22 protein-coding genes are annotated in these 23,032 nt (G+C 60.3%); 2 read left to right on the top strand and 20 right to left on the bottom strand.

Features of this window, described 5'->3' with window-relative positions; genetic code table 11:
• Positions 1 to 15 precede the first annotated feature (15 nt).
• Complete coding sequence (gene glpD / locus Q1A52_RS09480) at positions 16 to 1,638, bottom strand: glycerol-3-phosphate dehydrogenase (protein WP_300014014.1); 1,623 nt, start codon at positions 1,636 to 1,638, stop codon at positions 16 to 18.
• A 281-nt stretch (positions 1,639 to 1,919) separates the two neighbouring features.
• Here glpD and Q1A52_RS09475 point away from each other — a divergent pair, with 281 nt between their 5' ends.
• On the top strand, positions 1,920 to 2,681 hold the full coding sequence (locus Q1A52_RS09475; protein WP_300014010.1) for a DeoR/GlpR family DNA-binding transcription regulator: 762 nt from the start codon (positions 1,920 to 1,922) through the stop codon (positions 2,679 to 2,681).
• On the opposite strand, the gene Q1A52_RS09470 is transcribed toward Q1A52_RS09475, so the two are convergent.
• Positions 2,678 to 3,181, bottom strand: a complete 504-nt coding sequence (locus Q1A52_RS09470; protein ID WP_300014007.1) for a MarR family transcriptional regulator — start codon at positions 3,179 to 3,181, stop codon at positions 2,678 to 2,680. The two genes, Q1A52_RS09475 and Q1A52_RS09470, sit on opposite strands and share 4 nt — an antisense overlap.
• A 96-nt stretch (positions 3,182 to 3,277) precedes the next feature.
• Between Q1A52_RS09470 and Q1A52_RS09465 the strand changes: the two genes are divergently transcribed.
• The gene (locus Q1A52_RS09465; protein ID WP_300014005.1) at positions 3,278 to 4,162 is read left to right on the top strand and encodes an EamA family transporter; all 885 of its coding nucleotides are present in this window, start codon (positions 3,278 to 3,280) and stop codon (positions 4,160 to 4,162) included.
• Here the strand turns inward: Q1A52_RS09465 and Q1A52_RS09460 are convergent.
• The 18 genes from Q1A52_RS09460 to bhcD form a co-directional block, all read right to left on the bottom strand.
• Positions 4,154 to 4,930 (bottom strand): creatininase family protein, encoded by a 777-nt coding sequence (locus Q1A52_RS09460; protein ID WP_300014002.1) that lies wholly within the window; start codon positions 4,928 to 4,930, stop codon positions 4,154 to 4,156. The genes Q1A52_RS09465 and Q1A52_RS09460 overlap by 9 nt on opposite strands.
• Complete coding sequence (locus tag Q1A52_RS09455) at positions 4,927 to 5,847, bottom strand: 2-oxoglutarate and iron-dependent oxygenase domain-containing protein (RefSeq protein ID WP_300013999.1); 921 nt, start codon at positions 5,845 to 5,847, stop codon at positions 4,927 to 4,929. Before Q1A52_RS09455 ends, Q1A52_RS09460 begins: the two co-directional genes overlap by 4 nt.
• Positions 5,844 to 6,473 carry an NAD(P)H-dependent oxidoreductase gene (locus Q1A52_RS09450; protein ID WP_300013997.1) on the bottom strand — a complete coding sequence of 210 codons (630 nt, stop codon included), beginning with the start codon at positions 6,471 to 6,473 and terminating at the stop codon, positions 5,844 to 5,846. The genes Q1A52_RS09455 and Q1A52_RS09450 overlap by 4 nt, the downstream gene beginning before the upstream one ends.
• A complete protein-coding gene (locus Q1A52_RS09445) occupies positions 6,474 to 7,055 on the bottom strand; it encodes an NAD(P)H-dependent oxidoreductase (RefSeq protein ID WP_300013995.1) in 582 nt (193 codons plus the stop codon).
• Between the two features lie 2 nt (positions 7,056 to 7,057).
• Positions 7,058 to 8,458: an FAD-binding oxidoreductase gene (locus tag Q1A52_RS09440; protein WP_300013992.1), complete on the bottom strand. Its 1,401-nt coding sequence runs from the start codon at positions 8,456 to 8,458 to the stop codon at positions 7,058 to 7,060.
• Positions 8,455 to 9,717 carry a cytosine deaminase gene (locus Q1A52_RS09435; protein ID WP_300013989.1) on the bottom strand — a complete coding sequence of 421 codons (1,263 nt, stop codon included), beginning with the start codon at positions 9,715 to 9,717 and terminating at the stop codon, positions 8,455 to 8,457. The genes Q1A52_RS09440 and Q1A52_RS09435 overlap by 4 nt, the downstream gene beginning before the upstream one ends.
• Positions 9,717 to 10,574, bottom strand: a complete 858-nt coding sequence (locus Q1A52_RS09430) for an ABC transporter permease (RefSeq protein WP_300013986.1) — start codon at positions 10,572 to 10,574, stop codon at positions 9,717 to 9,719. The genes Q1A52_RS09435 and Q1A52_RS09430 overlap by 1 nt, the downstream gene beginning before the upstream one ends.
• Positions 10,571 to 11,356 carry an ABC transporter ATP-binding protein gene (locus Q1A52_RS09425; RefSeq protein ID WP_300013983.1) on the bottom strand — a complete coding sequence of 262 codons (786 nt, stop codon included), beginning with the start codon at positions 11,354 to 11,356 and terminating at the stop codon, positions 10,571 to 10,573. The genes Q1A52_RS09430 and Q1A52_RS09425 overlap by 4 nt, the downstream gene beginning before the upstream one ends.
• A gap of 59 nt (positions 11,357 to 11,415) precedes the next feature.
• Positions 11,416 to 12,417: an ABC transporter substrate-binding protein gene (locus Q1A52_RS09420; protein ID WP_300013980.1), complete on the bottom strand. Its 1,002-nt coding sequence runs from the start codon at positions 12,415 to 12,417 to the stop codon at positions 11,416 to 11,418.
• A gap of 211 nt (positions 12,418 to 12,628) precedes the next feature.
• Positions 12,629 to 13,375: a hypothetical protein gene (locus tag Q1A52_RS09415; protein WP_300013978.1), complete on the bottom strand. Its 747-nt coding sequence runs from the start codon at positions 13,373 to 13,375 to the stop codon at positions 12,629 to 12,631.
• A 3-nt stretch (positions 13,376 to 13,378) separates the two neighbouring features.
• On the bottom strand, positions 13,379 to 13,771 hold the full coding sequence (locus Q1A52_RS09410) for a hypothetical protein (protein WP_300013976.1): 393 nt from the start codon (positions 13,769 to 13,771) through the stop codon (positions 13,379 to 13,381).
• Positions 13,772 to 13,864: 93 nt separating this feature from the next.
• Entirely contained in the window at positions 13,865 to 14,797 is a 933-nt protein-coding gene (locus tag Q1A52_RS09405) for a dynamin family protein (RefSeq protein WP_300013974.1), read from the bottom strand.
• A complete protein-coding gene (locus tag Q1A52_RS09400) occupies positions 14,794 to 16,872 on the bottom strand; it encodes a dynamin family protein (protein ID WP_300013971.1) in 2,079 nt (692 codons plus the stop codon). The genes Q1A52_RS09405 and Q1A52_RS09400 overlap by 4 nt, the downstream gene beginning before the upstream one ends.
• Before the next feature lie 178 nt (positions 16,873 to 17,050).
• Positions 17,051 to 18,163 (bottom strand): hypothetical protein, encoded by a 1,113-nt coding sequence (locus Q1A52_RS09395; protein WP_300013968.1) that lies wholly within the window; start codon positions 18,161 to 18,163, stop codon positions 17,051 to 17,053.
• Positions 18,153 to 19,007, bottom strand: a complete 855-nt coding sequence (locus tag Q1A52_RS09390; protein ID WP_300013966.1) for a protein phosphatase 2C domain-containing protein — start codon at positions 19,005 to 19,007, stop codon at positions 18,153 to 18,155. Before Q1A52_RS09390 ends, Q1A52_RS09395 begins: the two co-directional genes overlap by 11 nt.
• A complete protein-coding gene (locus Q1A52_RS09385; protein WP_300013964.1) occupies positions 18,982 to 20,079 on the bottom strand; it encodes an FHA domain-containing protein in 1,098 nt (365 codons plus the stop codon). The genes Q1A52_RS09390 and Q1A52_RS09385 overlap by 26 nt, the downstream gene beginning before the upstream one ends.
• A 90-nt stretch (positions 20,080 to 20,169) precedes the next feature.
• On the bottom strand, positions 20,170 to 21,810 hold the full coding sequence (locus Q1A52_RS09380) for a serine/threonine-protein kinase (protein ID WP_300013961.1): 1,641 nt from the start codon (positions 21,808 to 21,810) through the stop codon (positions 20,170 to 20,172).
• A gap of 233 nt (positions 21,811 to 22,043) precedes the next feature.
• The gene (gene bhcD, locus Q1A52_RS09375; protein ID WP_300013958.1) at positions 22,044 to 23,021 is read right to left on the bottom strand and encodes an iminosuccinate reductase BhcD; all 978 of its coding nucleotides are present in this window, start codon (positions 23,019 to 23,021) and stop codon (positions 22,044 to 22,046) included.
• Positions 23,022 to 23,032: the final 11 nt, after the last annotated feature.

Below are 23,032 nucleotides of genomic sequence, written 5' to 3'. Positions count from 1 at the left end.
TCCGTCCCCCAAATTCTATTCCGCCGCGTTGGATGAATGTTCCGCAGGATGATCCTGCATGAACGTCTCCACCTCGGCAATTTGTTCTTTTGTCAGTCTCAGCCCCAGCTTGTTGCGCCGCCAGACGACGTCTTCGGCGGTGCGGGCGTATTCGTTTTTCTGCAGCCAGCGGATTTCGCGCTCGGTCAGGCTGGCGCCAAAGCCTTGCCCCATGTCCGCTTCGGTCTCGGCACCCGCCATCACGTCCCAGGCCTCGGTGCCGTAGGCACGCACCAGACGCCGCGACCAGAAATCGGTCAGAAAGGCAAAATCCTCGCGCAGCCGCCGGACCAGCATGTCGAAACCGTCGACGGCGAAATCGCCGCCCGGCAAGGCAACACCGGCTGTCCAATGGCCTGAGGTGCCCGGAAAGAACGGCACGATCTTGTCCATCGCGTCCTCGGCCAGCTTGCGGTAGGTGGTGATCTTGCCGCCGAAGACGTTGAGGATGGGCGCGCCACCGGCATCATCCACTTTCAGCGTGTAATCCCGCGTCGCCGCCGTGGCACTGCTGGCCCCGTCATCATAAAGCGGGCGCACGCCGGAATAGCTCCAGACCACATCTTCGGGACCAATATCCTGCTTTAGATACTGGTTGATGAAATTCAACAGGTAGTCGCGTTCTTCGTCGGTGCACTCGGGCTTCACGCTCGGATCACTGTGTTCCGCGTCCGTTGTGCCGATCAGGGTGAAATCCGTCTCATAGGGAATGGCAAAGATGATGCGCCCATCCGTGCCTTGGAAGAAGTAGCATTTGTCGTGGTCATAAAGACGACGGGTCACGATATGGCTGCCGCGCACCAGACGCACGCCTTCGGTGGAATTGATCCGCACCTTTTGCTGAATGATATCGCCGACCCAGGGGCCTCCGGCATTCACCAGCATACGCGCCCGCACCACCTTGGTCTCCGCACGCGCAACGTCTTCGAGGGTGATTTCCCAAAGATCCTCTACCCGCGCAGCGCTGACCACCTTGGTGCGCACCATCACATCGGCCCCGCGCGCCTCGGCATCGCGGGCGTTCAGAACCACAAGGCGCGAGTCCTCAATCCAGCAATCCGAATACTCGTAGGCCTTCTCGAACCGGTCTTCGAGCGGCGCGCCCTCGACCCCGTTTTTCAGGTTCAGCGTTTTGGTCGCCGGCAGGATTTTCCGCCCGCCCAGATTGTCATAAAGCATCAATCCAAAGCGAATGAGCCACGCCGGACGCCGCCCCTTCATCCAGGGCATCAGCGTGTTCAGAATGCGCGAGGTCGGTGTCGAGCCCTCGAAACGCATGTCCTTGTGATAGGGCAGCACGAACCGCATGGGCCAGCTGATATGCGGCATCGCCTTCAGCAGCATCTCGCGTTCCGCCAAGGCATGACGCACCAGATTGATCTCGAAATATTCCAGATAGCGCAGGCCGCCGTGAAAGAGCTTGGTCGAGGCTGACGAAGTCGCCGAGGCGAGATCGTTCATCTCGGCCAGCGCCACGCTCAGACCACGCCCGGCCGCATCCCGGGCGATACCGCATCCATTGATGCCGCCCCCCACGATGAACAGGTCATATGTGTCGGATTGCTTTTGCAGCGACGCCACCAGACCCTCCCAATCCATGTGCGTGAACAACGAACGAATGGGTAGCGCACTGTTTCCAGCGGATCAAGCGAATTTTTTCGTTTACGTTCGCTTTTGCTCGAAATCGAACCATATGTGGAAATTGGCTTGCAATACGACCAAACGCGAACTTGTTGGTATCGCGGTAATTTTCCCGCCTTACGTGCATTCCGAGTCGCTCATGATCGCGCTCGTACACTGCATCCCGCCTGTTCGGGCATTGGAAAAAACATTGGAAATGAAACATTTTTTCGTCTAACCACCCTTTTAGGAGAAGTTAAATGTCGCAGACGTTCCGGCACCCGGACATCCTGAAAATCGCGCAGCGCGAAGGCAAAGTCACGGTCGAAGGCCTCGCGGAGCACTTCGGTGTGACGTTACAAACGATCCGGCGCGATCTGACAGAACTGGCCGAAGCGAACAAACTCGAACGTGTGCATGGCGGCGCGATTCTCCCCTCCGGCACCACCAACATCGAATATGACGAACGGCGCAATCTGAACCAAACCGCCAAGCTGGCGATGGCGCGCGCCTGTGCGGCACAGATCCCCGAAGGCTGTTCGGTCTTCCTCAACATCGGCACCAGCACCGAGGCCGTTGCGCGCGAATTGCTGCATCATCGCGACCTTATGGTGGTGACCAACAACATGAACATCGCCAACATTCTGGTGGATAACACGGACTGCCAGATCATCGTGACAGGTGGCGCGCTGCGCCGGTCCGATGGCGGGCTGGTGGGCAACATCACCATTGATACGATCCGGCAATTCAAGTTCGACATTGCCGTGATCGGTTGTTCTGCGATGGACGAAGACGGCGATCTGCTCGATTTCGACATTCAGGAGGTCGGCGTCAGCCAGACCATCATCGCGCAGTCGCGCAAGTGCTTTCTGGTCGCCGACCATTCCAAGTTCAGCCGCACGGCCCCCGCCCGCATCGCCTCCATGCGCGCGTTATCGACGGTGTTCACCGACCTGCCCCTGCCCCGCGAACTGGCAGAGCGCTGTGCGACCTGGGGCACGCAGATCGTTCTCGTCGATTAGTCTTCCGTCTTGGGAGCCGTTTCCGCATCCGACAGGATGCGCGCCAAGAGCCGGGTCAGGGTATCGCGTTCGTCATCGGACAGCGCCTTGAGCAATCGGTCTTGCGTCTCCACGTGATCGTGCAGCGTGTTTTCGACCACGGTCTTGCCCTCAGGCATCAGGGCGATGAGGAAGGACCGGCTGTCATCCGGGTTGACTCTTCGCGCCACATAACCTGCGGCGACCAGCTTATCGATGCGGTTGGTCATGGTGCCTGAGGTGACCATCGTGCTGTCGATCAACTGTCCCGGCGACAATTGATAGGGTGGCCCGGACCGTAGCAAGGTCGCCAGAACGTCGAACCATGCAGCGTTCAGCCCATGCGCGTGAAAGTTCGCGCCCATGCCCGCAGAGAAGATTTGCGCAACGCGCGCCACCCGCCCCACGGCGGCCATGGGCGCGGTGTCCAGATCGGGCCTTTCCGCCGCCCATTGCGCGATGATTTTGTCGACGTGATCCATATTCTCTTTTTGCCTGCAACCATCTTGACGTCAAGATTATTACGCTTATCTTGACATCAAGATAAATATCTTGACTTCAAACCAAATGGATCTGCCATGCCCCGCCTCTCCGATATTCTGCTGACCGCCCTGGCCCCGATCATCTGGGGATCGTCTTACATCATCACCACCGAGATGCTGCCCGGTCAGTCGCCTTTTCTGATCGCGCTGCTGCGCGCCTTACCCGCCGGGCTGATCCTGATGCTCTTTGCACGTCAGCTGCCGGTGGGCCGCTGGTGGGCGCGCGTCGCTGTGCTGGGCATCCTCAATTTCAGCCTGTTCTGGAGCCTGCTCTTTGTTGCCGCCTACCGCCTGCCGGGCGGTGTTGCCGCGATGTTGGGGGCGGTCCAGCCGCTGGCGGTGATCTTTCTGGCCCGCGGGCTTCTTGGTCAGGCGATCCGCCCCCTAGCGATTTTTGCCGCCCTTGCCGGGCTCTTCGGTGTCGGGTTGCTGCTCTTCCGACCAGAGGCTTCTCTTGACCCCCTGGGCATTGCTGCGGGCTTGCTCGGCGCTGCGTCCATGGCGGCAGGTGTCGTGCTGACGCGCAAATGGCAGCCGGACGTGCCCTTGCTGACCTTCACCGCCTGGCAACTGACTGCAGGCGGGCTGTTCCTGATCCCAGTCGCAGCGTTGATGGTGCCAGACTGGCCCACGCTCAGCGCGACGAACCTCGTAGGATTGGCCTATCTGTCATTAATCGGCGGCGCGCTCACCTATTTCCTATGGTTCAGAGGCATCGCGCGGATTGATCCGGCAGCAGTCTCCAGCCTTGGGTTTCTCAGCCCGTTGGCCGCCATTCTACTGGGGTGGTTTCTGCTGGGCGAGACGCTGACAGCGCTGCAGATCGCCGGGGCCGTTGTCATCCTGATCAGCGTCCGGCTGGGACAAGGCGGGCTGCCCCTGCCCCGCTTGATAAGGAGGAAACCCGCGCCCCTACGATGAGGCCGGAAGGTCGGTCTGCGCCATCTTGCGCAGCAGATCGACAAAACCGGCCACCTGGTGCCGCGCGGTTGCGGCCCCTTTCTCGGCCGTAGCCAGATGCGCTTCGCCCACCGTGCCCTCGGGGTTCAGATCACTGGCGATCCAGCCGTACGACACAGGCCCGATGGGTGAAATCGCGCTCTGTTCAGCGGTGGAGCGGAAATCCTGCGCCGCCGCCATATCCACCGTTTGCGGGCGGAAATGCAGCATCAGCGATGTCTCCACATCGCCACCGTGAATGCCGAACTGCTTCTCCTGATCGGAGTACATCCCCTCCGGTGTGCCAAATGCCCCCCATTGGCATTTGACCGCCAGCATCGCGGCCTGCACCCGCAATTCGCGCGACAGGATAGAGACAAGATCGAGATTGCCGCCATGGGAATTCACGATCGCGATCTTGCGGATGCCCGCCCGCGCAACGCTGAGGCCGATCTCTGTCCAGGCGGCCAGCGCCGTTGCCGCCGTGATGGTCAGGGTGCCCGCCGCCCAAAGGTGTTCATTCGACTTGCCCACGGCCTGCAATGGTAAAACCCGCAGGTCCAGATCGTCGGGGGCCTGACGGCGCAACTCCTCCAGCATGCCCTGCCCGATCAACGTATCGGTCCCCACGGGCAGATGCGGTCCATGCTGTTCGATGGCCGCCGTCGGCAGGATGGCGATGGTTTTCATCGGGTCAATGCCTGAGAAATCCGGCGCCCTGAAATCCGCCCAGTCGCGCGCACCGCTCATGGTGCAGCTTTCGGCGCGTAGGTCGCATCCAGCCGGGATTGCAAATAATCGGCCGCGCGCACCGGCGGATACTTCGGCTCCCCCGTGCCCGGCAACGCGGCCACAACCGTATCGGGATGTGCTTCGACAAAGAACGCAACGGACCGGCGTTGGCGTTTCGGCGGCAGCACCCGGTGCGGCGTGGAGACATAGATGTCATTGGTCCAGCGCATCAGGCAATCGCCGATGTTCACCACGTAAGCCCCCGGCACATGCGGCACATCGGTCCAGTCCCCGCCGCGCGGTTTGACCTGCAGTCCGGCCTCGCCATCGGTCATCAAAAGTGTGATCGCGCCGTAGTCCGTATGCGCGCCCGCGCCGATCTCATTCTGCGCGCCGGAGCCAGGCGGGTAGTGCAAAAGCCGCAGCGCGGCGAGCGGATCTTTGAAGGCGGGCGTGAAATGCTCAGCCTCCAGCCCGAGATCGGCGGCAAAGGCGCGATGAATATCGACGCCCAGCGCCAGGGCCGCGTCAAAATAGGCAAGCGCCGTTTCCCGAAACCCGTCGATCTGCGGCCAGACGTTCACGCCGCGAAAGGGCTCGCCCCGCAACACACGTGGATCATCGGGGGTCAGATCAAAGCCGATGTTGAAGCTTTCCTTGCGGTCCACCATCGCCGAGCTGTCATCGAGCGACTCGTCGCCTTCCGCCGCCCAGCCGCGATAATGCGGGGTGTTCAGGATCGACAGGGCGCGTTTCTCCGCGATAGGTTGGCTGAAAAAAGCATCCGCCATCTCGAAAATACGGGCGCGCAGTGCCTCGGGCACCGTATGGTTCTCCAGCAGGAAAAACCCCGGCCCCCGGACCGCCTCCCCCAGTTCCGCAAGAAAATCCGCGCGATCCGTGGTGAATTTCCCCCAGTCCAGCAACCGGATCATGCGCGCGCCTCCTTTTGTCGGGTGGGCAGCGCCCCGATAAATCCCTCCATCTTGCGGGCCACGCGCTCCAGATGGGCGCGGCGGGATGCCTCCGTGGAGCTGTCCATCAGGTAGTGCGCCGCAAAGGCGGTCCTGCACCTTTTGGCGCAGATGGCGCGCACGCCGCGCAGGATCATGCGTTTGCCCGGTGATCCGATCAGCTGCGTCAGCCACCAACTGGCCCCGCAGGTCGTGAAGACCGCCAGCCGCGTGATATGGGTCAGCCCGGGGCGAATGTTGTCATTCTGCCCGTCGGGCATCAGAAACGCCACATCCGGCAAGAGCACGCGGTCGAGCCAGCCCTTGAGCATCGCAGGCAGCCCATACCACCAGGTCGGATAGACAAAAATCAGCGTGTCACACCACAAGACGTCCTCAACATCCTGTGCCACCGGTGCGCGGTTGGCAGGCGTATCTTCATAGATGTCCAGTTCCGCTTCCGTCAGCACCGGCGCGAAGCCGCTGCGATACAGGTCGATCACCCGCACCTCCGCCTGCGCATCGCGCAGCTTGTCCACAACGACATCCCTGATGGCGGCGGTGAAGCTGGTCTCCTTCGGGTGACAATAGACAACAAGCGCGCGCATTCAGAGCCTCTCCATTTCCGCATCGACACGCGACAGAAAACCGGCCCGCTGACCGTCCGTCACCCGGTTCATATCATAAAGCGCAAGGTATCGGGTCTTTTCAGGCCGGCAGACATGCCAGACTGCACGGGTCACCGTTTTGCGCGGCGGATCGCCCGCCATGAACGCCCGAAGACGCGTGCCACCGTAGGTCGTCACCGCTGCCAGCTTGCGGATGCGCGTCAGGTTTGGCATCACCTTGCCATTCTGCAGGGTGAAGGACACGCCGGGCAGGAAGACACGGTCGAAAAATCCTTTCAGGACAGCGGGATATCCGAAATTCCACACCGGAAACACCAAAACCAGCGCTTCGGCCTGCCGCAGCCGCGCCACGTAGTCCGCCACCGGGGCGATGTTGTGCCCCGCATCGTGATATGTGCGGCGTTCCATGGCCGTCAGGACCGGGGAAAACCCTTCCGCGTTCAGATCGCAGTCGTCCACGTCCCACCCGCGCGCGCGCAACCGTTTGACAACGCAGTCATGCAGCGCGGCGGAAAAGCTTTCCGCGCAAGGGTGGGCAAAGAGGACAAGCGCGCGGGTCATGCCTATTCTGCGGCCCGCAGTTTCGGATAGCTGTACATGCGGTCAAACGACCAGTTCGGATCGTCCCAGGCGATCATCTTGCCGGGGTTCAGCAGCCCCTTGGGATCGGCTTCACGCTTGAAGGCCAGCTGGCGGTCGTCCACTGTCTGCCGCCCGCCTTCTTCCAGCGTGTAGCGGTGCGGGTTGAAGACGAGCGCACCGGCTTCTTCATGCAGCCGAATGATCTCGTCCAGCCGCTCTTCAGTTGTGAATTTCACAAGGCTGAGGCCCGCGAACATGATCTTGCCGTTCTCCTTCATCACCTCCAGATGCTGCAGAACCTCAGGGCTCAACGCGTCACGCATCTCTTCGATCAGCTCCAGATGTTGCGGGAAGCCATAGCGCACCTGCAGATAGGTGATGCTGGGGTCGACCTTGAGCGCGCGCAACGTCGTATGGTTCCAGCCGTATTCAAAGATCATGCCGGGCCCGCGCGGCCAGTCGTGATCATCGCTGCGGTAGATCAGCCGCGCCTCGGGACGCCGCCCGAGAAAGGTCTCGAACCCGTCCATGGACTGCGGTGCCACCATCAGGGCGATCAGGTTGGTGTCTGCCTCCACATGCGGGGCAACCCGCTGAAAATAGTCCTTTGCGATGGGCGCCTCGAAAACGGTCGCGAGCTTGATCAGGATGCCGTCTTCATTGGCCAGCTCTTCGGCAAACCGCGCCGCCTGCATGAAGTCATCGGTGGCCACGAACATCTCCACCCAGTCATAGGCCGGGGCCAGCGGCATTTCGACCTCGGTGATGATCCCGTTGGTGCCGTAGGCGTGGCTGACCCGCGCCAGTTCCTCGCCGCGGAAGTCCAGTACGCGCGGCTCTTCTTCCATCGTGACAACACGCAAGCGGATGATATTGCCCAGATCGCGCAAGGACCCCCAAGTGCAGGAGCCAACGCCGCCCGACCCCCCCGCGATGAACCCGCCGATGGTTGCCGTCGCCCAGGTGGAGGAAAACATGCGGATCTCCTGGCCCGAGTGTGCCTTGCAGGCCGCATCGAGATCCTTGAGCAGGCACCCCGGCTCCACCACCACCCGACCCGGATGGATGTCCTTGACCGCCGTCATGTGCCGCAGGTGCATGACACAGCCACCTGCGAGCGGCATCGCCTGCCCGTAGTTGCCCGTTCCCGCCCCGCGCGTGGTGACCGGCACGTCATGGGCATAGCAGACCTTCAGCACCTCGATGACCTCGGCCTCGCTGCGCGGGCTGACGACGAAATCGGCGGTGACCTCGTCCAGCCGCGCCTTGAGCACGGGTGAGTACCAGAAGAAATCCCGGCTCTTGGCTTTGATGCCTGCGCCCGTATCTTCAAGGTCAAGATGGGAAAGCGCGGCCTTGGCGGCGGCAATATCTGCGGTCATGGCGTCCTCATCAGATGGTCAAGTTCGGCGTAATCGGGCAGTTGGCGGTCGATCTGTCGCCCCTCCCTTATGACGATGCGATCCGCCTGCGGGCGAGCGAAAAGCTCTGTCCAGCTGCGCGCGCGGCAGATCACCAGATCGGCGGGCATGCCCACCTCGAAACCCGGCAGATCAAAGCCGCAGGCCCTTGCGGGGTTGGTCACAAAGGCGTGGCTCCAATCCGTCGTGGAATGGTCCAGATGCCCGATGCGGGTCGCCTCGCGCATCACCTCGATCATATCCAGATCGCCATAGGCATAAAAGGGATCGCGCGTGTTGTCGGAGGCAAAGGAGACGTTTACCCCCCGCGCCTTCAGCTCGTGCACAAGGGTGATGCCGCGCATTCTTGGCGTCCCGTCCTGCCGGTCCTGCAGGTAGAGATTGCACATCGGCAGCGACACCACGTGCAAGCCCGCCTCGGCCACCAGATCCATGGTTTCGGCTGCACGGTCCGGGTCCTGAGCAGAGAGCGAACAGAGGTGCCCCACGGTGACGGGTGCGTCAAACCCCGTCTCCAGCACCGCCTTGGCGATCACCCTTAAGGTCTCCGACGCCGGGTCGAGCGTCTCATCCACGTGAAAATCTGCCTGCAGGCCCCGCTCGCCTGCCAGTTTGAAGAAATACGCAACGCGCTCTTCGATGTCGGGGACCGGATAGGCCACCATGCCCAGCACACCGCCCGCTTCCGCCACCAGATCTGCCGTATGCGCAAAAGGCGTCTCCTGCCCAACGGCATCGCAACCCACAAGGCAGGCCGCCTGCAGATCGATCCGCCCCTGCCAGCGCGCGCGCATCTCCTTGAACACGGGCCAGGAGATATCGTCCTGCGGCGGGATGCTGTCGATATGCGTGCGCAGGGCGCGGGTGCCATGGGCGTAGGCGCAGCGCAGGGCGAAATCCATCCGCGTCGCCACATCTTCAGCCGTCCAATTGGCCTGCCTATCCGCGCTGACCGTGGCCAGCGCGCCGTCGAAACTGCCATCCGGGTTGGCCGCGCGGGGCCAGATTTGACCCTTGTCCAGATGCGTATGCATGTCCACGAAGGCTGGGAAGGCCATGGCACCTTTCATATCTACTTCGGTGCCCGTTTGATCGCTGATCCTGCCGCCCTGAATATGCAGGTCGCGCGTGGTCAGATCGCCGCTACCTGCCAAAAAACAGGCGGGCATCGTCAGGTTTTTCAGCGTCACCGGCCCGGGAGGAAGGTCGAGAAAATCCATCAGTGATCTCGTTTCAACGCGCTCTCATGCCATTTGCGCAGCAGCATGTGGCTGAGGAAACTGAGGCCCGCAAAGATGATCACGCCGGTCACCGCAATCAGGATGAGGGCCGCGAACATGCGCGGGATGTTGAGCCTGTAGCCTGCCTCCAATATCCGAAACGCGAGGCCCGATTTCAGCCCGCCGGTGCCCGCCACATATTCCGCCACCACCGCGCCAATCAGGGACAGCCCGCCCGCGATGCGCAACCCCCCCAGGAAATAGGGCAGCGCGGAGGGCAGTTGCAAAAACCGCAAGGTCTGCCAGCGCGAGGCGCCATAGATGCGGAACAGATCACGCAGATTGTGATCGGCGGAGTTCAACCCCAGGGTTGTGTTGCTGAGTACCGGGAAAAACGCCACCAACCAGGCGCAGAGCAGCAGCCCCGCAATCCGGCTGTCGACATAGATGAAAATCAGAGGGGCAATCGCCACGATCGGCGTGACCTGCAGGATCACCGCGTAGGGGTAGAAGCTCATTTCCACCAGCCGCGACTGGGTGAAGAGCACGGCGAGGCCAACGCCGCCCACCACCGCCACCGCCAGCGCCATCAGGGTGATCTGCACCGTGACCAGCAGCGCCTCGAACAGCATGGCCCAGTCCTTGATCAGGGTTTCAAAGACAAGCCCCGGGCCGGGCAGGATATAGTGCGGTATCTCGTTCCAGACGACGATCCGGTCCCAGAGCGCCAGCATGATCACCAGCACCAGCGCAGGCAGCAGCCATTTCCCGAATTTTTCTACACGCTTGCGGCGCAGGCGGGCGGTTTCATCCGCATCCAGCTGCAGTGGCGGGTCGGTGGGATCGGCGATGCTCATGCGGCCTCTCCCATCGCGTCGTGCAGTGCATCCGTGGCGCGGCGGGTGAAGGCGGCGTATTCCGGTGAGGTTCTGAAGTCCGCGTCGCGAGGATAGGGCGCATCCACCGCCAGCTCCGTGATCACTCGACCGGGGCGCGCGGCCATGACAACGATCCGGTCCGACAGGAAGACGGATTCAAAGACCGAATGCGTCACAAAAATGACCGTGCATCCGATGGCCGCCTTGAGCCGCAGCAGATCGTTGTTCAGCTTGAACCGCGTGATCTCATCCAGGGCGGCAAAGGGCTCGTCCATCAGGATCAGTCGGGGCCGTGTCACCATCGCGCGGGCGATGGACACCCGCATTTTCATGCCACCTGAAAGCTCGCGCGGATAGCTGTTCTGAAACTTTTCCAACCCGACGAGTTTCAGCGCTTGCAAGACGTCATCCCGCACGGCGGTGTAGCTCTGGCCGCGCAGCCGAAAGGGCAGCCACACGTTCTGCGCCACCGTCGCCCAGGGCATCAGCGTGGGTTCCTGAAACACCACACCCAGATCGCCACTGTCATGTTCCCCGGCCCAGGTGATGCGCCCGGACGTCGGGTGCAACAGGTCGGAGATCAGCCGTAAGGCGGTAGATTTCCCACATCCCGACGGCCCCAGAAGCGAAATAAAATCGCCCTCCCGCACCTGCAGAGACATGCCCTTGAGCGCGGTCACCGTGCCGTTGAAGGTCTTGTCCACCTGCTCCATCCGCAGAAGCTCCGGACGCGCTGTGGGCGGCAGCCCCGATGTTGTCATATATCCCCCACGCGGCCAGAACCGGGCGTCCCGAACGCCCGGCGCACACGTCAATCAGCTTATGGCTTGATGTCTTTCCCGGCAGATTTATTGGTGAAATCAAGCGTATAAGCGGCCTGCCAGTCGAGGCCCTCTTCCAGCACACCAGCGTCCACCATCTTGTTATAGAAATCGCCGATCACCTCGTCGGTCATGGAACCGATACCGGTTTCCAGGGCCGCGCCGCTGTCGACGATCCCCTGCTCCAGCATCATCTTCTTGGCAAAATCAATCTTGTCCTGCGTCATGTCCGGGTTGGCAGCCATGATCAGCGCGTCGGCCGCACTGCTGTCGCCGTAAAGATAGTTGTACCACCCCGTTAGCGAGCCATCGACAAAACAGGTCACCTTGTCAGGGTCGCTCTCGATGGTATCGGCCATGGTCTCAATCGTCGTCGCATAAGACGAATAACCGGCATCCGCGATGAGGAAGACATTGGGCTCAAAGCCTGCCTCTTTCTGAACGGCATAGGGTTCGGAGCTCAGATACCCCTGCATGCCTTTCTGCTTGTCGGCAATGAAAGGGGCCGGGTTGAAAGTATAGGGTTCGCGCTGTTCGACCGTAAAGCCGTGCTCGGCGATCATCCATTGATAGTAGGAGGTGAAACCATTGTCCCCGATGAGAAGCGTAAGGTCCTTGAGGTCTTCCCAGCTTTCCGCCTCGCCGGGATGGGCGAGGATCACCTGCGGATGTTTTTGAAAAATCGCGGCGACCGAGACCACCGGGATACCTTCCTTGACCGCGTTGAAGGCCTGCAGCATGTCGCCGCCCATGTGGAAATCGATCCGGCCTGCCAACATCAGCGCGCGGTTGTTCACCTGCGGTCCGCCGGAAATGATCTCTACCTCCAGCCCGCATTCGGCGTAGGTGCCATCCGCCACGGACTGATAGAACCCGCCATGTTCCGCCTGTGCCAGCCAATTGGTGCCAAAGACCACAGGGGTCAGATGGCCGTCCGCCAGACTGGCAGTCGCGCTCAAACATAGGGCGCTGACGAGGGGGGAAATTCTGGAAAGGGACATGGCAACCTCCGCTGTGTGCTTTTCGCAAATCGTCCGGAGCATCCTGACCAAAGGGAAGCAAGATGCCGGGGAAATTGCGTCAGAGGTTCATGTTCGCCCAAAAAGCAGGCAAATTCCACGATTTTGTTGAATAACTCATCTCATTCCGTGTGCCATTAGGCATCGAAGCCTGGCACACAGTCTGATCCGCACCGGACCTGCTTGGCGGAAATTATACTGTCCCTGACCAGCAGGCGATGCATGCGTCCAGATGTTCGGGCTCAAAGGCGAGCCAGATCCGTCGCCGGGGTAAAGTGACAAGAAGGATGGCGAAGGGATCGGATTGATCGCCCATCCACACCTGACATCCGGTGGTAGAGTTCCCGCCATTCTCTGCACCGGCGGCCGGGTTCTCCTCCAGACGCTGCAAGCGCGCGCAAATACTGTCCCGACCTTTGAGCCGCACATCCGAACCAGAGGCTGCATCGCAGAGCGCCAGCGCGTAGCTCTCGCTTTCTGCGAGGGCGGTCTCCACGGAAACAAGAGGCTTTGCCACATCGGCATCCGCTGAGAGAAAAGGCGCGAGATCAGACGGGGACAGACCCGCGATCCCTTTGGCGGAGCCATGATCGGATAGTTCGCAACACACATGCACTTCGGTTACGGCGGTGCAAAACGCCTGAAGCCGCGCCGCTACATCTGCGCCCTCGGTGTCCGAAACATCGTCTGCTTTGGCACCAATGCGCAGAATCCGGCGTTCGGCGACCAGGAGGTTCAGCTGCATTCCAGCATTGCCTGTAAAGATCAGACGGCGCGGCAATACCGTCTCCTCAATTTCGCGCAAAATAGCCGCCAGACCAATCGCACCGCCTTGGCCAGAAATCCTGCGACCGTACTCCGTGATCTCTGCACTCTCTGCGGCGAGGCTGCGCAAGACATCCTGCAGCCTCTTGTCCTCCGCTGCGACTCCATCGGGCATGGCCTAGGCTTCCCCGCAAAGGTCAGCCAAGGCTTCGGCACCTTGGCTGAAGACATCAGCAATCGACGTCCCGACCTCACAAACAAAGCACAGTGCTTCCGCAGGCGATTTCCGGCAGCGGACGAAACAGGTCAATGATGCACCGCTGAAAGATACTGCGTGCAATGGTTCATCCCGAGTTTGAAGCACGTCGCCCGCAACGGACTGCGCCAACGGCCCACAGAGCGAACCACGCGCCGTTTCACATAGGGCGTCAAGCCGCTCATGCGCCATCTTTTCACGCGTACTTGCAGCAAAGATCATACCAGTGGACAGATCGGCAAAAGCCACAACGCTGCAGCCCGGAAAGCGGGTGCGCAAGCGATCCAGCCTGTCCTGCACTGCCATATTAATCACCGTTACCCGATATCCACACGCGATCTGCCTTTTCAGTATAGCTTAGGCATAGCGGTAGAAAATGTGATTCCGGTTAACGATTTACGGCCAATTTCATGAGAATTTTGGGCTCCAGCTAAAGTCTTCTTCTGGATCGGGGCGTGGGGCCGGCCGCGCGCGGACGGATTTGGCAACCGGTCGGCGCGGGACGATCCGCTCACTCTGTTCTGGGGTAGGGTCTTCCGGTACAGGTTCTTCATCAGAGGTTGCACCGGCACTCTCATCCCTCAATGCCTGAAAGGGCGTATCCGTCGGCCCATCTGAACTTTGATCGGTCAGAAGGCCGATGATACGCAAGAACTCATTCACAAAAGGCTCTGCACCGCTTTGATCCCAAAGCTGGGCGTCGTCGCCCGCATCCCTTGCCTGCGTCAGTGAAATCATCAACGTCTTCGCAAATAGTCCGTCCGTTTCCGCGCGAACACGTTTGAGAACCTTCGCGCGATCCTTTTCCGACACCATCATGTCGCCCCGCGTGAGCAGCAAGATAGAGTGCTCCTGAATGACCTCTGACACTGTTTCCCAAACCGATGCTTCGCTCTGACGCCATGCTTGGGTGGCAGGACTGCACCAGATCACCCCATCGGCTGCAGGCAGGATACGCTCCCAAACCTCCGATGACATATTCGGATCGGAAATGCCGGGCATGTCGATGATATCGCACATCTTCAGGATATCTTCTTCGCATTGAATGCGGATGTAAGCCGTCTCTTCGGGGGACGCCTCCTGCAAGGCTTCCAGGTCACAGGGCGTTTCAGCCCCCTCCAGATCAACGATGACCGCAGGTGCAGTGCCGTAGCTGATCCAGACCGGCGGCAGTTGGGTTGCGATCACCTGAACCGGCAAAGGATCCGAGCCAATCATCAGATTTGCCAGGGTGCTTTTCCCGGCGCTGAACTCCCCCATCAGAGCGATGCGGGGCCGACGCGGGCCGATCAACTTGCTCAGAAAAGCGGGGCTGTCCTCGGGTGGGTTCTCGTGGGTCATGATGCGTACTCGTTCAATGTACTCAATGTCTTACTCAACAAGGCCTGCGTGTCCGGCGGCGCGTTCCTTGCCACATGCGCCCGCAGCTCTTCCGGATTGGCCTGCGCCATACGATCCAGCGAGGTGAACACGGATTTCTGCTCCGTCAGGAAGGCGTCAAAGGCCTGCAGGGCAGTGTCGCGCACCCCCTGCGCAAGATCGTCGCGCAATTCATCGACGAAGGGGTTTGTTTCGGTCTTGATCAATTCGTAGAAATTCGCCGCGAAGGTCTTGTAGCCCCGCCGGTGTAGCCACCACCGCTTCCACCAGCTGCCGTTGAGATCAAGCGCTATGGTGCGCCCCAAAGAAACCGGCGGCGGCACCTGTGGCGCGCGTGGCTGAGAAATGGCAATCTCTTCCGGAGAGAGCCCGAAAGCCTGCAGGTAGAGCTGCGACAAAGCCTCTGATGCGCCTTGCGCTGCCGCTTCGAAGGCCGCCTTGCTTTTGCGCGCCAGCACCTTGTGGGAAGAACTCAGCAACATGCGCAACCCTGCCGGATCGTAAGTCCACGGGGTCATCTCGCCGTAGTTTTCGAGGTGCACGATCAGGGATGCGGTCGCACGATCCAGAAAACTCGCCTGTACGCGATCCATACGCTCGGAGAATTCGGACAGTATCTCCGCGAAGGCTGTTTCCAGCTTGCTCTTCTGCTCCGTGAAAATGCTCTCAAGGCGCTGATGTGCTGCCGCGCTTTCAAGTTTGCCCAATGCCGATGCGTCCGACGGCTGCGCGCTGATGCGGCGGGTTGCAGCCACGGCATTTGCAAGGTTCAACGCACTGCTGCCAATGCGCTGCAAGGTCGTCTCGCCAATCCCGTCGACAATGCGTGTCGACAGCGCATGCTGCAGTGCCGGCACACCGGAGAGCCCCCAGGCGAGCTTGACAGGATCACGTAGATCCGCGTCGCTTAGAACAGCGCTGAGATCCGCCTTTGCAGACCACTCCAACAGCGCATCCGCACTGGCAGCCGGAAGCGCATCCAGCCGGTTGTCCATCGCGCGGCTCGCCCATAGGGCACTGCCAAATATGACTTCGGCCTCTTCCGGCCCCTTGTGATGCGCCAGCGTGTCGGAAATGCTCTGCGCGATCTGCGGAATTTGCATCGTGGGGTCGGACAGTTCATCCACCCGATTGACGAAGATGATCACATCACGGGATTTCACGTGAGTGATCAGGCGGATCAGCGCCAGGTCCGTCGACGAAAGCGCCTGATGCGCCGAGAGGACAACCACGCAAATCCGACTGTCGCGGATCGAGCGGATCGTGATCTGCTCACGCATCATGAACGTGTCATTCACCCCCGGCGTGTCGCGCAGACACAGGGGCATGGGCAAGGCCGGGCGCGATAACGTCAGGTCTGCGGATTTGGTGATATCGGCAAAGCGGCCCTGCTCGTCGGAGACATCGGGATCATCCGCATCCGGTTCCTCGCCCAAACAGACGTAACGCTCGATCAAGTCCTTGTCGACATATCCATAGTCGCGTTGCTGCCCCAGTAGAATTTCAAATTTTTGGCCAAGACGAACGCGGGATTTTTCCCTCATTTCAGCAGCTTGCGCCTTGATCTTTTCAAGCTCGTCATCGGCACCGGCCCGGCTGGCCAGTTCCCCGATCCGGCCACCGCCGGAAATCAGCCGGTCCCATTCATCCTCATCGAAAAAGCGAAAAGACGCGGCGGGTTTGAACCCCTTCTTCTCGGGCTGTAGATGCAGCGACGTCACCACGGAGGTCCACGGGTTCACATCCGCCGGCAACAGGTCAGACTGGCCGACAAGCGCATTCACAAGCGAGGTCTTGCCGGATTTGATTTGCCCGATCAGCGTGACGCTAGGTTCAAAGTTCTCAAGCTGACGCAGCAATCGATCTGCGCGCTTCCCGGTGTTTTCGTCTCCCAGTGAGTGCAGCGCACGCAGTGCTGTGCGCAGCTCATCAGCAGAGTTTGCTGCGGCACGCAGTGGCGCAAGACCAAGCCCCAACAACTCGCTCTTGGTGGCCTGGTCGAACTCTTGATGATCGGCTGTGTTCAGAACATTCATCGCCCTGTCCGCCCGCCTGCGCCGTCGCCAGACAGCACGCAATCAGAGTCGTCGAATGTTGGCCCGTACGCCATGAATAATCAGCCTCAATGAGATTTTTTCTTCCTCAAAAAATGGCAAGCAATTGTGTGGCGATTGTGGCGCTTGGCTGGCTCAAATACTGCGTATTATTAAGTTTTTAATGAGCCAGGCGGATATCCAGATCCCGCTTTAGCTGCAGTATGATCGTGGTAGCATCTGCCGCCGAGCGCAGATCGTTTTCGAGGCTCATGAGGACCACCTTGTCGCTCGCCTCGTAGAGGTCGTTGCGCCAGGCATCAAAGGATGCGTCGCTCTGCGTTTGCGCCGCGGCCAGTTCGGCAAGGTCCTCGACGAGGGTACTGCAGTTTTCAAGAACAGCATCCGGCTGCGGAGCGGCCGTCGTCAAATCCGCCACGCGACCGCGCAACAGGGCAAGCGCCTTTTCGTAGGTGTGCGTCTGCGGCGTCACTTTTTTCTTGCCGGGCGCAGGGACTGACACCGCCGCATCCTGGGTCTCATTGCGCTGCAGAAAGAGCAGCGCACGATCAACATCGGCCCTTTGACCAGAGGCGGCCAGATCGGACAGAGTCTGGCGGAGCGCCTTGACGCCACTCGCTGCCAGTTGTGTCTCCGAAATCTCGTCCCCGGCGCGCAAAGCCTTGTGCGCGTGGAAAGTAGATGTGGGGAAGAAACTGTGAAATTCCTCGGCCGCAACAGCCTGCAAATTTGCGATCTGCGATTGCAGAGTTCCGACGCTCGCAAGGGCATCTGCCTTGGTCAGAACAAGGAAACTGTGATCCTTAAGGTGCTCAGATGCCTGCGCCCACAAGGCGGCCTCCTCCTCGGAAAAACACTGTGTGCACCACACCGCTATATCCGCCTGCGACAAGGCCCACCGGATGCGTTCCGAAAACATCTCGGTGCCTTCCGATGCAGCCACGTCCATGACTGTGGCGAGCTCAAGAAATGGGTTGTGCAGGGTCTCGGTGTGGACGTTCGGATCCTGAATCTGCTCCGCGCGCGCATCGGTATGGCCTATTGAAAGTGCAAATGCGCTTGATGGCATGGCGGGTGCGGTCTCGCCCAGCAGGACATCACGCAACTGCGATTTGCCGATACCTTTGGGACCAAGAATGACCACCCGCACCCCGGCACAGAGCCGGTCGCGCAATGCACGTGCCTGTTGCGTCAGGGCCGGGGTCAACTGCCCGCTGTTCAGCATGTGGTCGAGACGGCCAATGACCTGCCCTGAACCGGCATCATCCAACACGACGTATGCTTTCCGTGGTATCCATCGCCGCATCCGACGCATGCCGCACGCGCGCATCGTTCAGTTTCACCACCGAAAAGGAGACGTTGTCCAGATCGGGATCTTCCAGCTGGCGCAATCGTTCCAACAGATTGTCAGCGATTTCGGCACTATAGGCGCCCTGATGCACCTTCAGGACGGCGGCAATCTCATCGTTGCTCAGAAATTGCAGCCCGTCACTGGCCACAATCAGCATGTCGCTCGCGCGCAACTCAAGCGGCTCTTTCGGGCAATCGATACGTGGGATGTCCTCGCCAAACAGTACGGATGTCAGTGTGTTGCGATCGGGATGACACCGCGCCTCCTCATGGTTCAGCAACCCGGATTCGACCATGAAATCGATCTGCGGCGCCATCGAGTGGTCTTCGTTCAATTGCGACAGCTTTCCATCGCGGAACAAAAACAGAGGCGAGTCCCCAATCGATATCCAGTAGAGGTTCTTGTTGATGATGACGGTTGCCACCAGCGTCGCCCCCATACCCCGCGTTTCAGGGTAGGATTCCACATGCTCGCGCAGGCAGGCATTGGCCCCCATGGCGGCATCGAAAAGATTGGCGGTGACAGATTTCTCGAAGGCATCGGCATCGCCACGCTGGAACATTAACTCGCTGAACACTTCGGTCACGACGATCTTGCTGGCGACATCGCCCGCAGCGTGCCCCCCCATGCCATCCGCCAGCACCGCAAGGCCAACGTCTGAGCCACGGGAGAAATCCGCAATCACAGCGTCCTCCTGATAGCAGCGCTGGCCTTTGCTGAGCGCCGAGGCAGCGTCAAAATCAAAGGTCGGATGCATTGCCGCCATCCGTCATCTCCCATTTGAAATCCGATCCACAAAGGGCCACGAAGCGTAGCGTCGTTTCTCCAATGCGAATGAGATCGGCATGCTGCAGCTCCTCGGTACTGAGCACAGGACGCGCGTTCCGGCGGATGATATTCGACTTGCCGCCGTGGCCCAGATAGAACTTGTTTTGTTCTTCGTCATAGGCAATTGCCGCGTGATTGTGCCGCGAAATACTGTTGTCGCCAAAATCAAGCTTGATGACCTGATCGTCGCCCCGCCCGATCATCGACGCGCCGGTAAAGATGCTGAAGGAATGGCCAATGCCCGGGCCTTCAACCACCACAAGCCAACCCACGGGGAATTTGTCGTGCTGAGGTTTGGCCGTCGCACTCTCTGGCGCGCCAATAGGATCGTTTGCATCCGCCTCCGCGCGGTTGAACCCTAACAGGCGCGTTTTCACCCGCCCGGCACGACGCCCGGCGCGGCCAGCCATCGGCGTGGCGCCCCCGGACATTTGCCCGTTTTCCGACAGATCAACAGGCTCCGGTTCAGGCGTGTTATCCGCTTCAGTGGCGCCACCGGACAGCTCCAGTTGTCGCTTGGCAAAGGCAACCACGTCGGACGTTTCGGTGTCTGCAGGTACGGCGACCTCTTCCATGTCATCCGACATCTCGGGCGCGCCTACCGGCGCGGTGGCGTCTTCGTCTTCGAACGCCTCTGTAAGGTGCTCCTCAGGTCCCTCAGATGGCTCAACACGCACCGGTTGCTTTTCCATCATGCGGGTCTGCGCCAGAACCGCGGCAATATCGGCACCCTCCGGTTCCTCGTCCTCTTCTGCCTCTGTCCCGGCTTCGGCTTCAACGACTTCCTCGTCAGGCAGATTTTCGGCGGATGCTTCTTCCTCTTCTTCTTGCCGTTCTTGCTCGGGCTCCTCCACCTCTTCGCCATCTGTGGCCACCGCAAAAGGATCAAGCGGCAGCACGCGGTCCTCAGAGGTCACCATGAAGGCATCGCGCAAAGCATCCTCGTCCAGAGCCTCGTCCCCAGTTGCAGGTCTAGATTGGTTTTGAAAAACCTTCCGGAAGAGTGTCATGTCATGCCTTTCCAATGTCGCTTGTTACCGATTGCTCCGGAACGCCCGCAGCAGTGATGGATAAAGTCGTTCGTCATAACGAGGGCACCGTCAGCCCCCGGCCGTGTAAGAGTGCCCAAGCGTCCAGTAGCCATAGGTCTCGCCCATGGTGATGATCTGGCCCAGCGTAACGGCGTGTACGTCATCAAACTGCAGCGCCGTATGCCCAAGGAAAAAGTAAGCGAACAGGATGACCGGAATGGTCGCCAGCCTGCGCGCTTGTGCGGATTTGGAGATCGTGCGTTCAGCAGAGACCATCGCATCAAAATCCTCTTGTGAGATGACGGGCGGCAGGGATTTGCGTTTTTTACCCTTGGTTCCCGATGTTCCGGTTCGCTCAGAAGCGCTGGCCTCCCCTTCTTTCCTTAACAGACGGCTTTTGTTTTTCACCTCTGCCGCAGGCGTGATCACCACGCTCTGTAGTCTCGGGGGCGTGGGCGGGCCGATCAGTTCCGGATCTACCTGCACGGCCTCTCCACCGGAAAGCGTCTGTAGCACATCCGACACGATGGTATCCGCAGCTGACGCCGTTGCGTCCGCTTCATCTTCGACCTCAGGCGGATACAGATCGCGCAGAAAGGCTTCATCATACTTCGGATCGATCGGTTTTGCAGCAGGTTCTGCCGCCTCTTCGGGCAAAGCTTCTGCTACAACCTTGGGTTTTTCAATCACCTTGCGGTCGGTATCGTCCTGCATGGACTGGATCAGGTTGCTGATGGTCAGGTCAATGGTTTCATCGTCCCGGGCGCGCGCCCTTGCAAGCTCGGCCCGCTTGGTGTGGTCGATCATCAGCGTCCATTCTTCGGCCGACTGGATGCGTTCGGCGGGCACGATGTTCATCGCCTTGTCGATTGCGGCGAGGAAGGCATCGTCATACGCGGGGAACCGTCCGCGCAACGGTTGGTAAAGATCGGGCTGACTTGCGGCCAATGCGGCCAGCCGCGCCTGACTGTTCGGTGGTGCCTCCCCGGAAATCAGATGCGTCAGCGACGCGGCGAGCGCGTAGAGATCGCTGCAGGGATATTGCTGGCTGCCCGCAACGTAGAACTCCTGTGGTGAATAGCCGTCCTTGACCACCAGCACCGCCGAGAGGACCCGGCTCTTGCGGCTGGCCTCCTCGCGTGCGGCACCGAAATCGATCAGCACAGGGCGGCCCGCCTTATCCACCAGAATGTTGTCGGGCGAGATATCCCGATGCAGCAAGTCCTGGGAATGCACATGGGCAATCGCGTCCAAGAGAGACAGGGTCAGGGCCTGCACCTGCGCGGGCGACATCTTGGGCGATCCGCTGTCAATGATTTCCAGCAGGTCTTTACCGTCCACAAGATCCAGCGCCATATAAGCGGTCTCATTGTCTTCGAAGACCTGGTGCACGCCGACCACGCTGGAGTGATCCAGTCGGGACAAAGCATGCGCCTCGCGAATGAAGAGCGCCACAATGGAGCGAAAATCATCGACATAGTTGCGGGTGCGGGCGCGTACGGTTTTCTTGACGCGGCTGCAGAAAGCTTCAGGGAAGCATTCCTTGATCACAACCGTGCGGTTGAGGCTGTCTTTTGCCAGATAGGTGATCCCGAAACCACCACTGCTGAGGTAGCGGATGATCTCATATTGCCCGCTCAGCAACTGACTGCCCGGGGCAAGCGCCTCGCTGTTGGCCTCTGGTGAAAATGTCCCGTCCTGGGTGCTCATCGTTTTGCCATGCGTCCATGTCTGCCTACGGTCTCGCCCCCCGATGGCGGAAGGAAAAACATCCCGTTGAACAGGCCGAAATGCTGTGTCCAAAACATGGCCGACACGGGGAAGACCCGTGCCATGAAGTGACAAGTTTATATGAATTTAAGGAGTCTTAACGTCGGATGTGCCGAAGCTCCCGCCCCTGACACGTGGCCATGCGAAAGGGGTGATTGTGTCCAGGAAACGGCTCAGAGCGCTACACGCGTTGCCTTGCCCTGCTTCTCGGCCTGAACCGCCGCCACGGAGGCGACGGCGAGGTCCTGCAGACCAACCCCTGTGCCGTCAAACAGCGTGATCTCCTCTGCCGTGCTGCGCCCCTTGTGCGCGCCATTGATCACTGCACCAACCGGGGTAATGTCACTCTCGGCGATCAAGCCGCTGGCAATGGCGTGTTGTGCTTCGCCAATGGTGATCGATTGCGCGATCTCATCCGCAAAAACCGTCGCACCTGCCAGCAGCGCCGGGTCCACCTCCTGTTTGCCCTTGGTATCGGTCCCCATGCAGGCGATATGGGTGCCGGGTTTGATCCAGTCTTTCATCAGTAGCGGCTCGAAGGCCGACGTGATGGTGATGATGACATCGGCCTGCGCGCCCAGTTGCTCCTGACTGACGGCTTCGAAGGCCAGCCCGAGTTCTTCCGCGACGGCCCCAAGCCGGGGCAGCATGTCAGGATGCGGGTTCCAGGCGACAACCTTTTCGAAATCACGTTGTTGGGCCGCGGCGCGCAACTGGAACGTGGACTGATGCCCTGCCCCAACCATGCCCAGCACCCTGGCATCCTTGCGCGCCAGATGCGCGATGGACACCGAGGAAGAGGCTGCCGTGCGCACAGCGGTCAGATAGTTCCCGCCCACCAGTGCCTGCAGCATGCCGGTATCAGGATCAAAGAGGAATATGGTGGATTGGTGGTTGGTCAGCCCCTTGTCCATGTTGCCCGGCCAGTAGCCCCCGGATTTCACGCCCAGCGTCTTGCCCGCCTTATCAAAGCCGGATTTGAACCCGTATAGCGCATCCGCATAGCCAATCGCCTCGCGGATCACGGGGAAGTTGTAGGCATCCCCCTTGGCCATCGCGCCGAACACAGCCTCAACCGCGTCAAAGGCATCGGCGCTGCTCACGACCTCGGCGCAGACCTCTTCACTGACGATCAATAATCCTTCGGCCATGGGCGTATTCC

Source organism: uncultured Roseobacter sp., from assembly GCF_947488185.1.
In the GTDB taxonomy this organism is placed as follows: Bacteria; Pseudomonadota; Alphaproteobacteria; order Rhodobacterales; family Rhodobacteraceae; genus Roseobacter.
The sequence above is the reverse complement of the archived record's forward strand: the minus strand, read 5'-3'. Positions and strand labels throughout refer to the sequence as shown.

Coding starts and splice junctions, on each gene's coding strand:
- glpD (WP_300014014.1), bottom strand. CDS start 1,638: ATGGATTGGGAGGGTCTGGTGGCGTCGCTGCAAAAGCAATCCGACACA.
- Q1A52_RS09475 (WP_300014010.1), top strand. CDS start 1,920: ATGTCGCAGACGTTCCGGCACCCGGACATCCTGAAAATCGCGCAGCGC.
- Q1A52_RS09470 (WP_300014007.1), bottom strand. CDS start 3,181: ATGGATCACGTCGACAAAATCATCGCGCAATGGGCGGCGGAAAGGCCC.
- Q1A52_RS09465 (WP_300014005.1), top strand. CDS start 3,278: ATGCCCCGCCTCTCCGATATTCTGCTGACCGCCCTGGCCCCGATCATC.
- Q1A52_RS09460 (WP_300014002.1), bottom strand. CDS start 4,930: ATGAGCGGTGCGCGCGACTGGGCGGATTTCAGGGCGCCGGATTTCTCA.
- Q1A52_RS09455 (WP_300013999.1), bottom strand. CDS start 5,847: ATGATCCGGTTGCTGGACTGGGGGAAATTCACCACGGATCGCGCGGAT.
- Q1A52_RS09450 (WP_300013997.1), bottom strand. CDS start 6,473: ATGCGCGCGCTTGTTGTCTATTGTCACCCGAAGGAGACCAGCTTCACC.
- Q1A52_RS09445 (WP_300013995.1), bottom strand. CDS start 7,055: ATGACCCGCGCGCTTGTCCTCTTTGCCCACCCTTGCGCGGAAAGCTTT.
- Q1A52_RS09440 (WP_300013992.1), bottom strand. CDS start 8,458: ATGACCGCAGATATTGCCGCCGCCAAGGCCGCGCTTTCCCATCTTGAC.
- Q1A52_RS09435 (WP_300013989.1), bottom strand. CDS start 9,717: ATGGATTTTCTCGACCTTCCTCCCGGGCCGGTGACGCTGAAAAACCTG.
- Q1A52_RS09430 (WP_300013986.1), bottom strand. CDS start 10,574: ATGAGCATCGCCGATCCCACCGACCCGCCACTGCAGCTGGATGCGGAT.
- Q1A52_RS09425 (WP_300013983.1), bottom strand. CDS start 11,356: ATGACAACATCGGGGCTGCCGCCCACAGCGCGTCCGGAGCTTCTGCGG.
- Q1A52_RS09420 (WP_300013980.1), bottom strand. CDS start 12,417: ATGTCCCTTTCCAGAATTTCCCCCCTCGTCAGCGCCCTATGTTTGAGC.
- Q1A52_RS09415 (WP_300013978.1), bottom strand. CDS start 13,375: ATGCCCGATGGAGTCGCAGCGGAGGACAAGAGGCTGCAGGATGTCTTG.
- Q1A52_RS09405 (WP_300013974.1), bottom strand. CDS start 14,797: ATGACCCACGAGAACCCACCCGAGGACAGCCCCGCTTTTCTGAGCAAG.
- Q1A52_RS09400 (WP_300013971.1), bottom strand. CDS start 16,872: ATGAATGTTCTGAACACAGCCGATCATCAAGAGTTCGACCAGGCCACC.
- Q1A52_RS09390 (WP_300013966.1), bottom strand. CDS start 19,007: ATGGCGGCAATGCATCCGACCTTTGATTTTGACGCTGCCTCGGCGCTC.
- Q1A52_RS09385 (WP_300013964.1), bottom strand. CDS start 20,079: ATGACACTCTTCCGGAAGGTTTTTCAAAACCAATCTAGACCTGCAACT.
- Q1A52_RS09380 (WP_300013961.1), bottom strand. CDS start 21,810: ATGAGCACCCAGGACGGGACATTTTCACCAGAGGCCAACAGCGAGGCG.
- bhcD (WP_300013958.1), bottom strand. CDS start 23,021: ATGGCCGAAGGATTATTGATCGTCAGTGAAGAGGTCTGCGCCGAGGTC.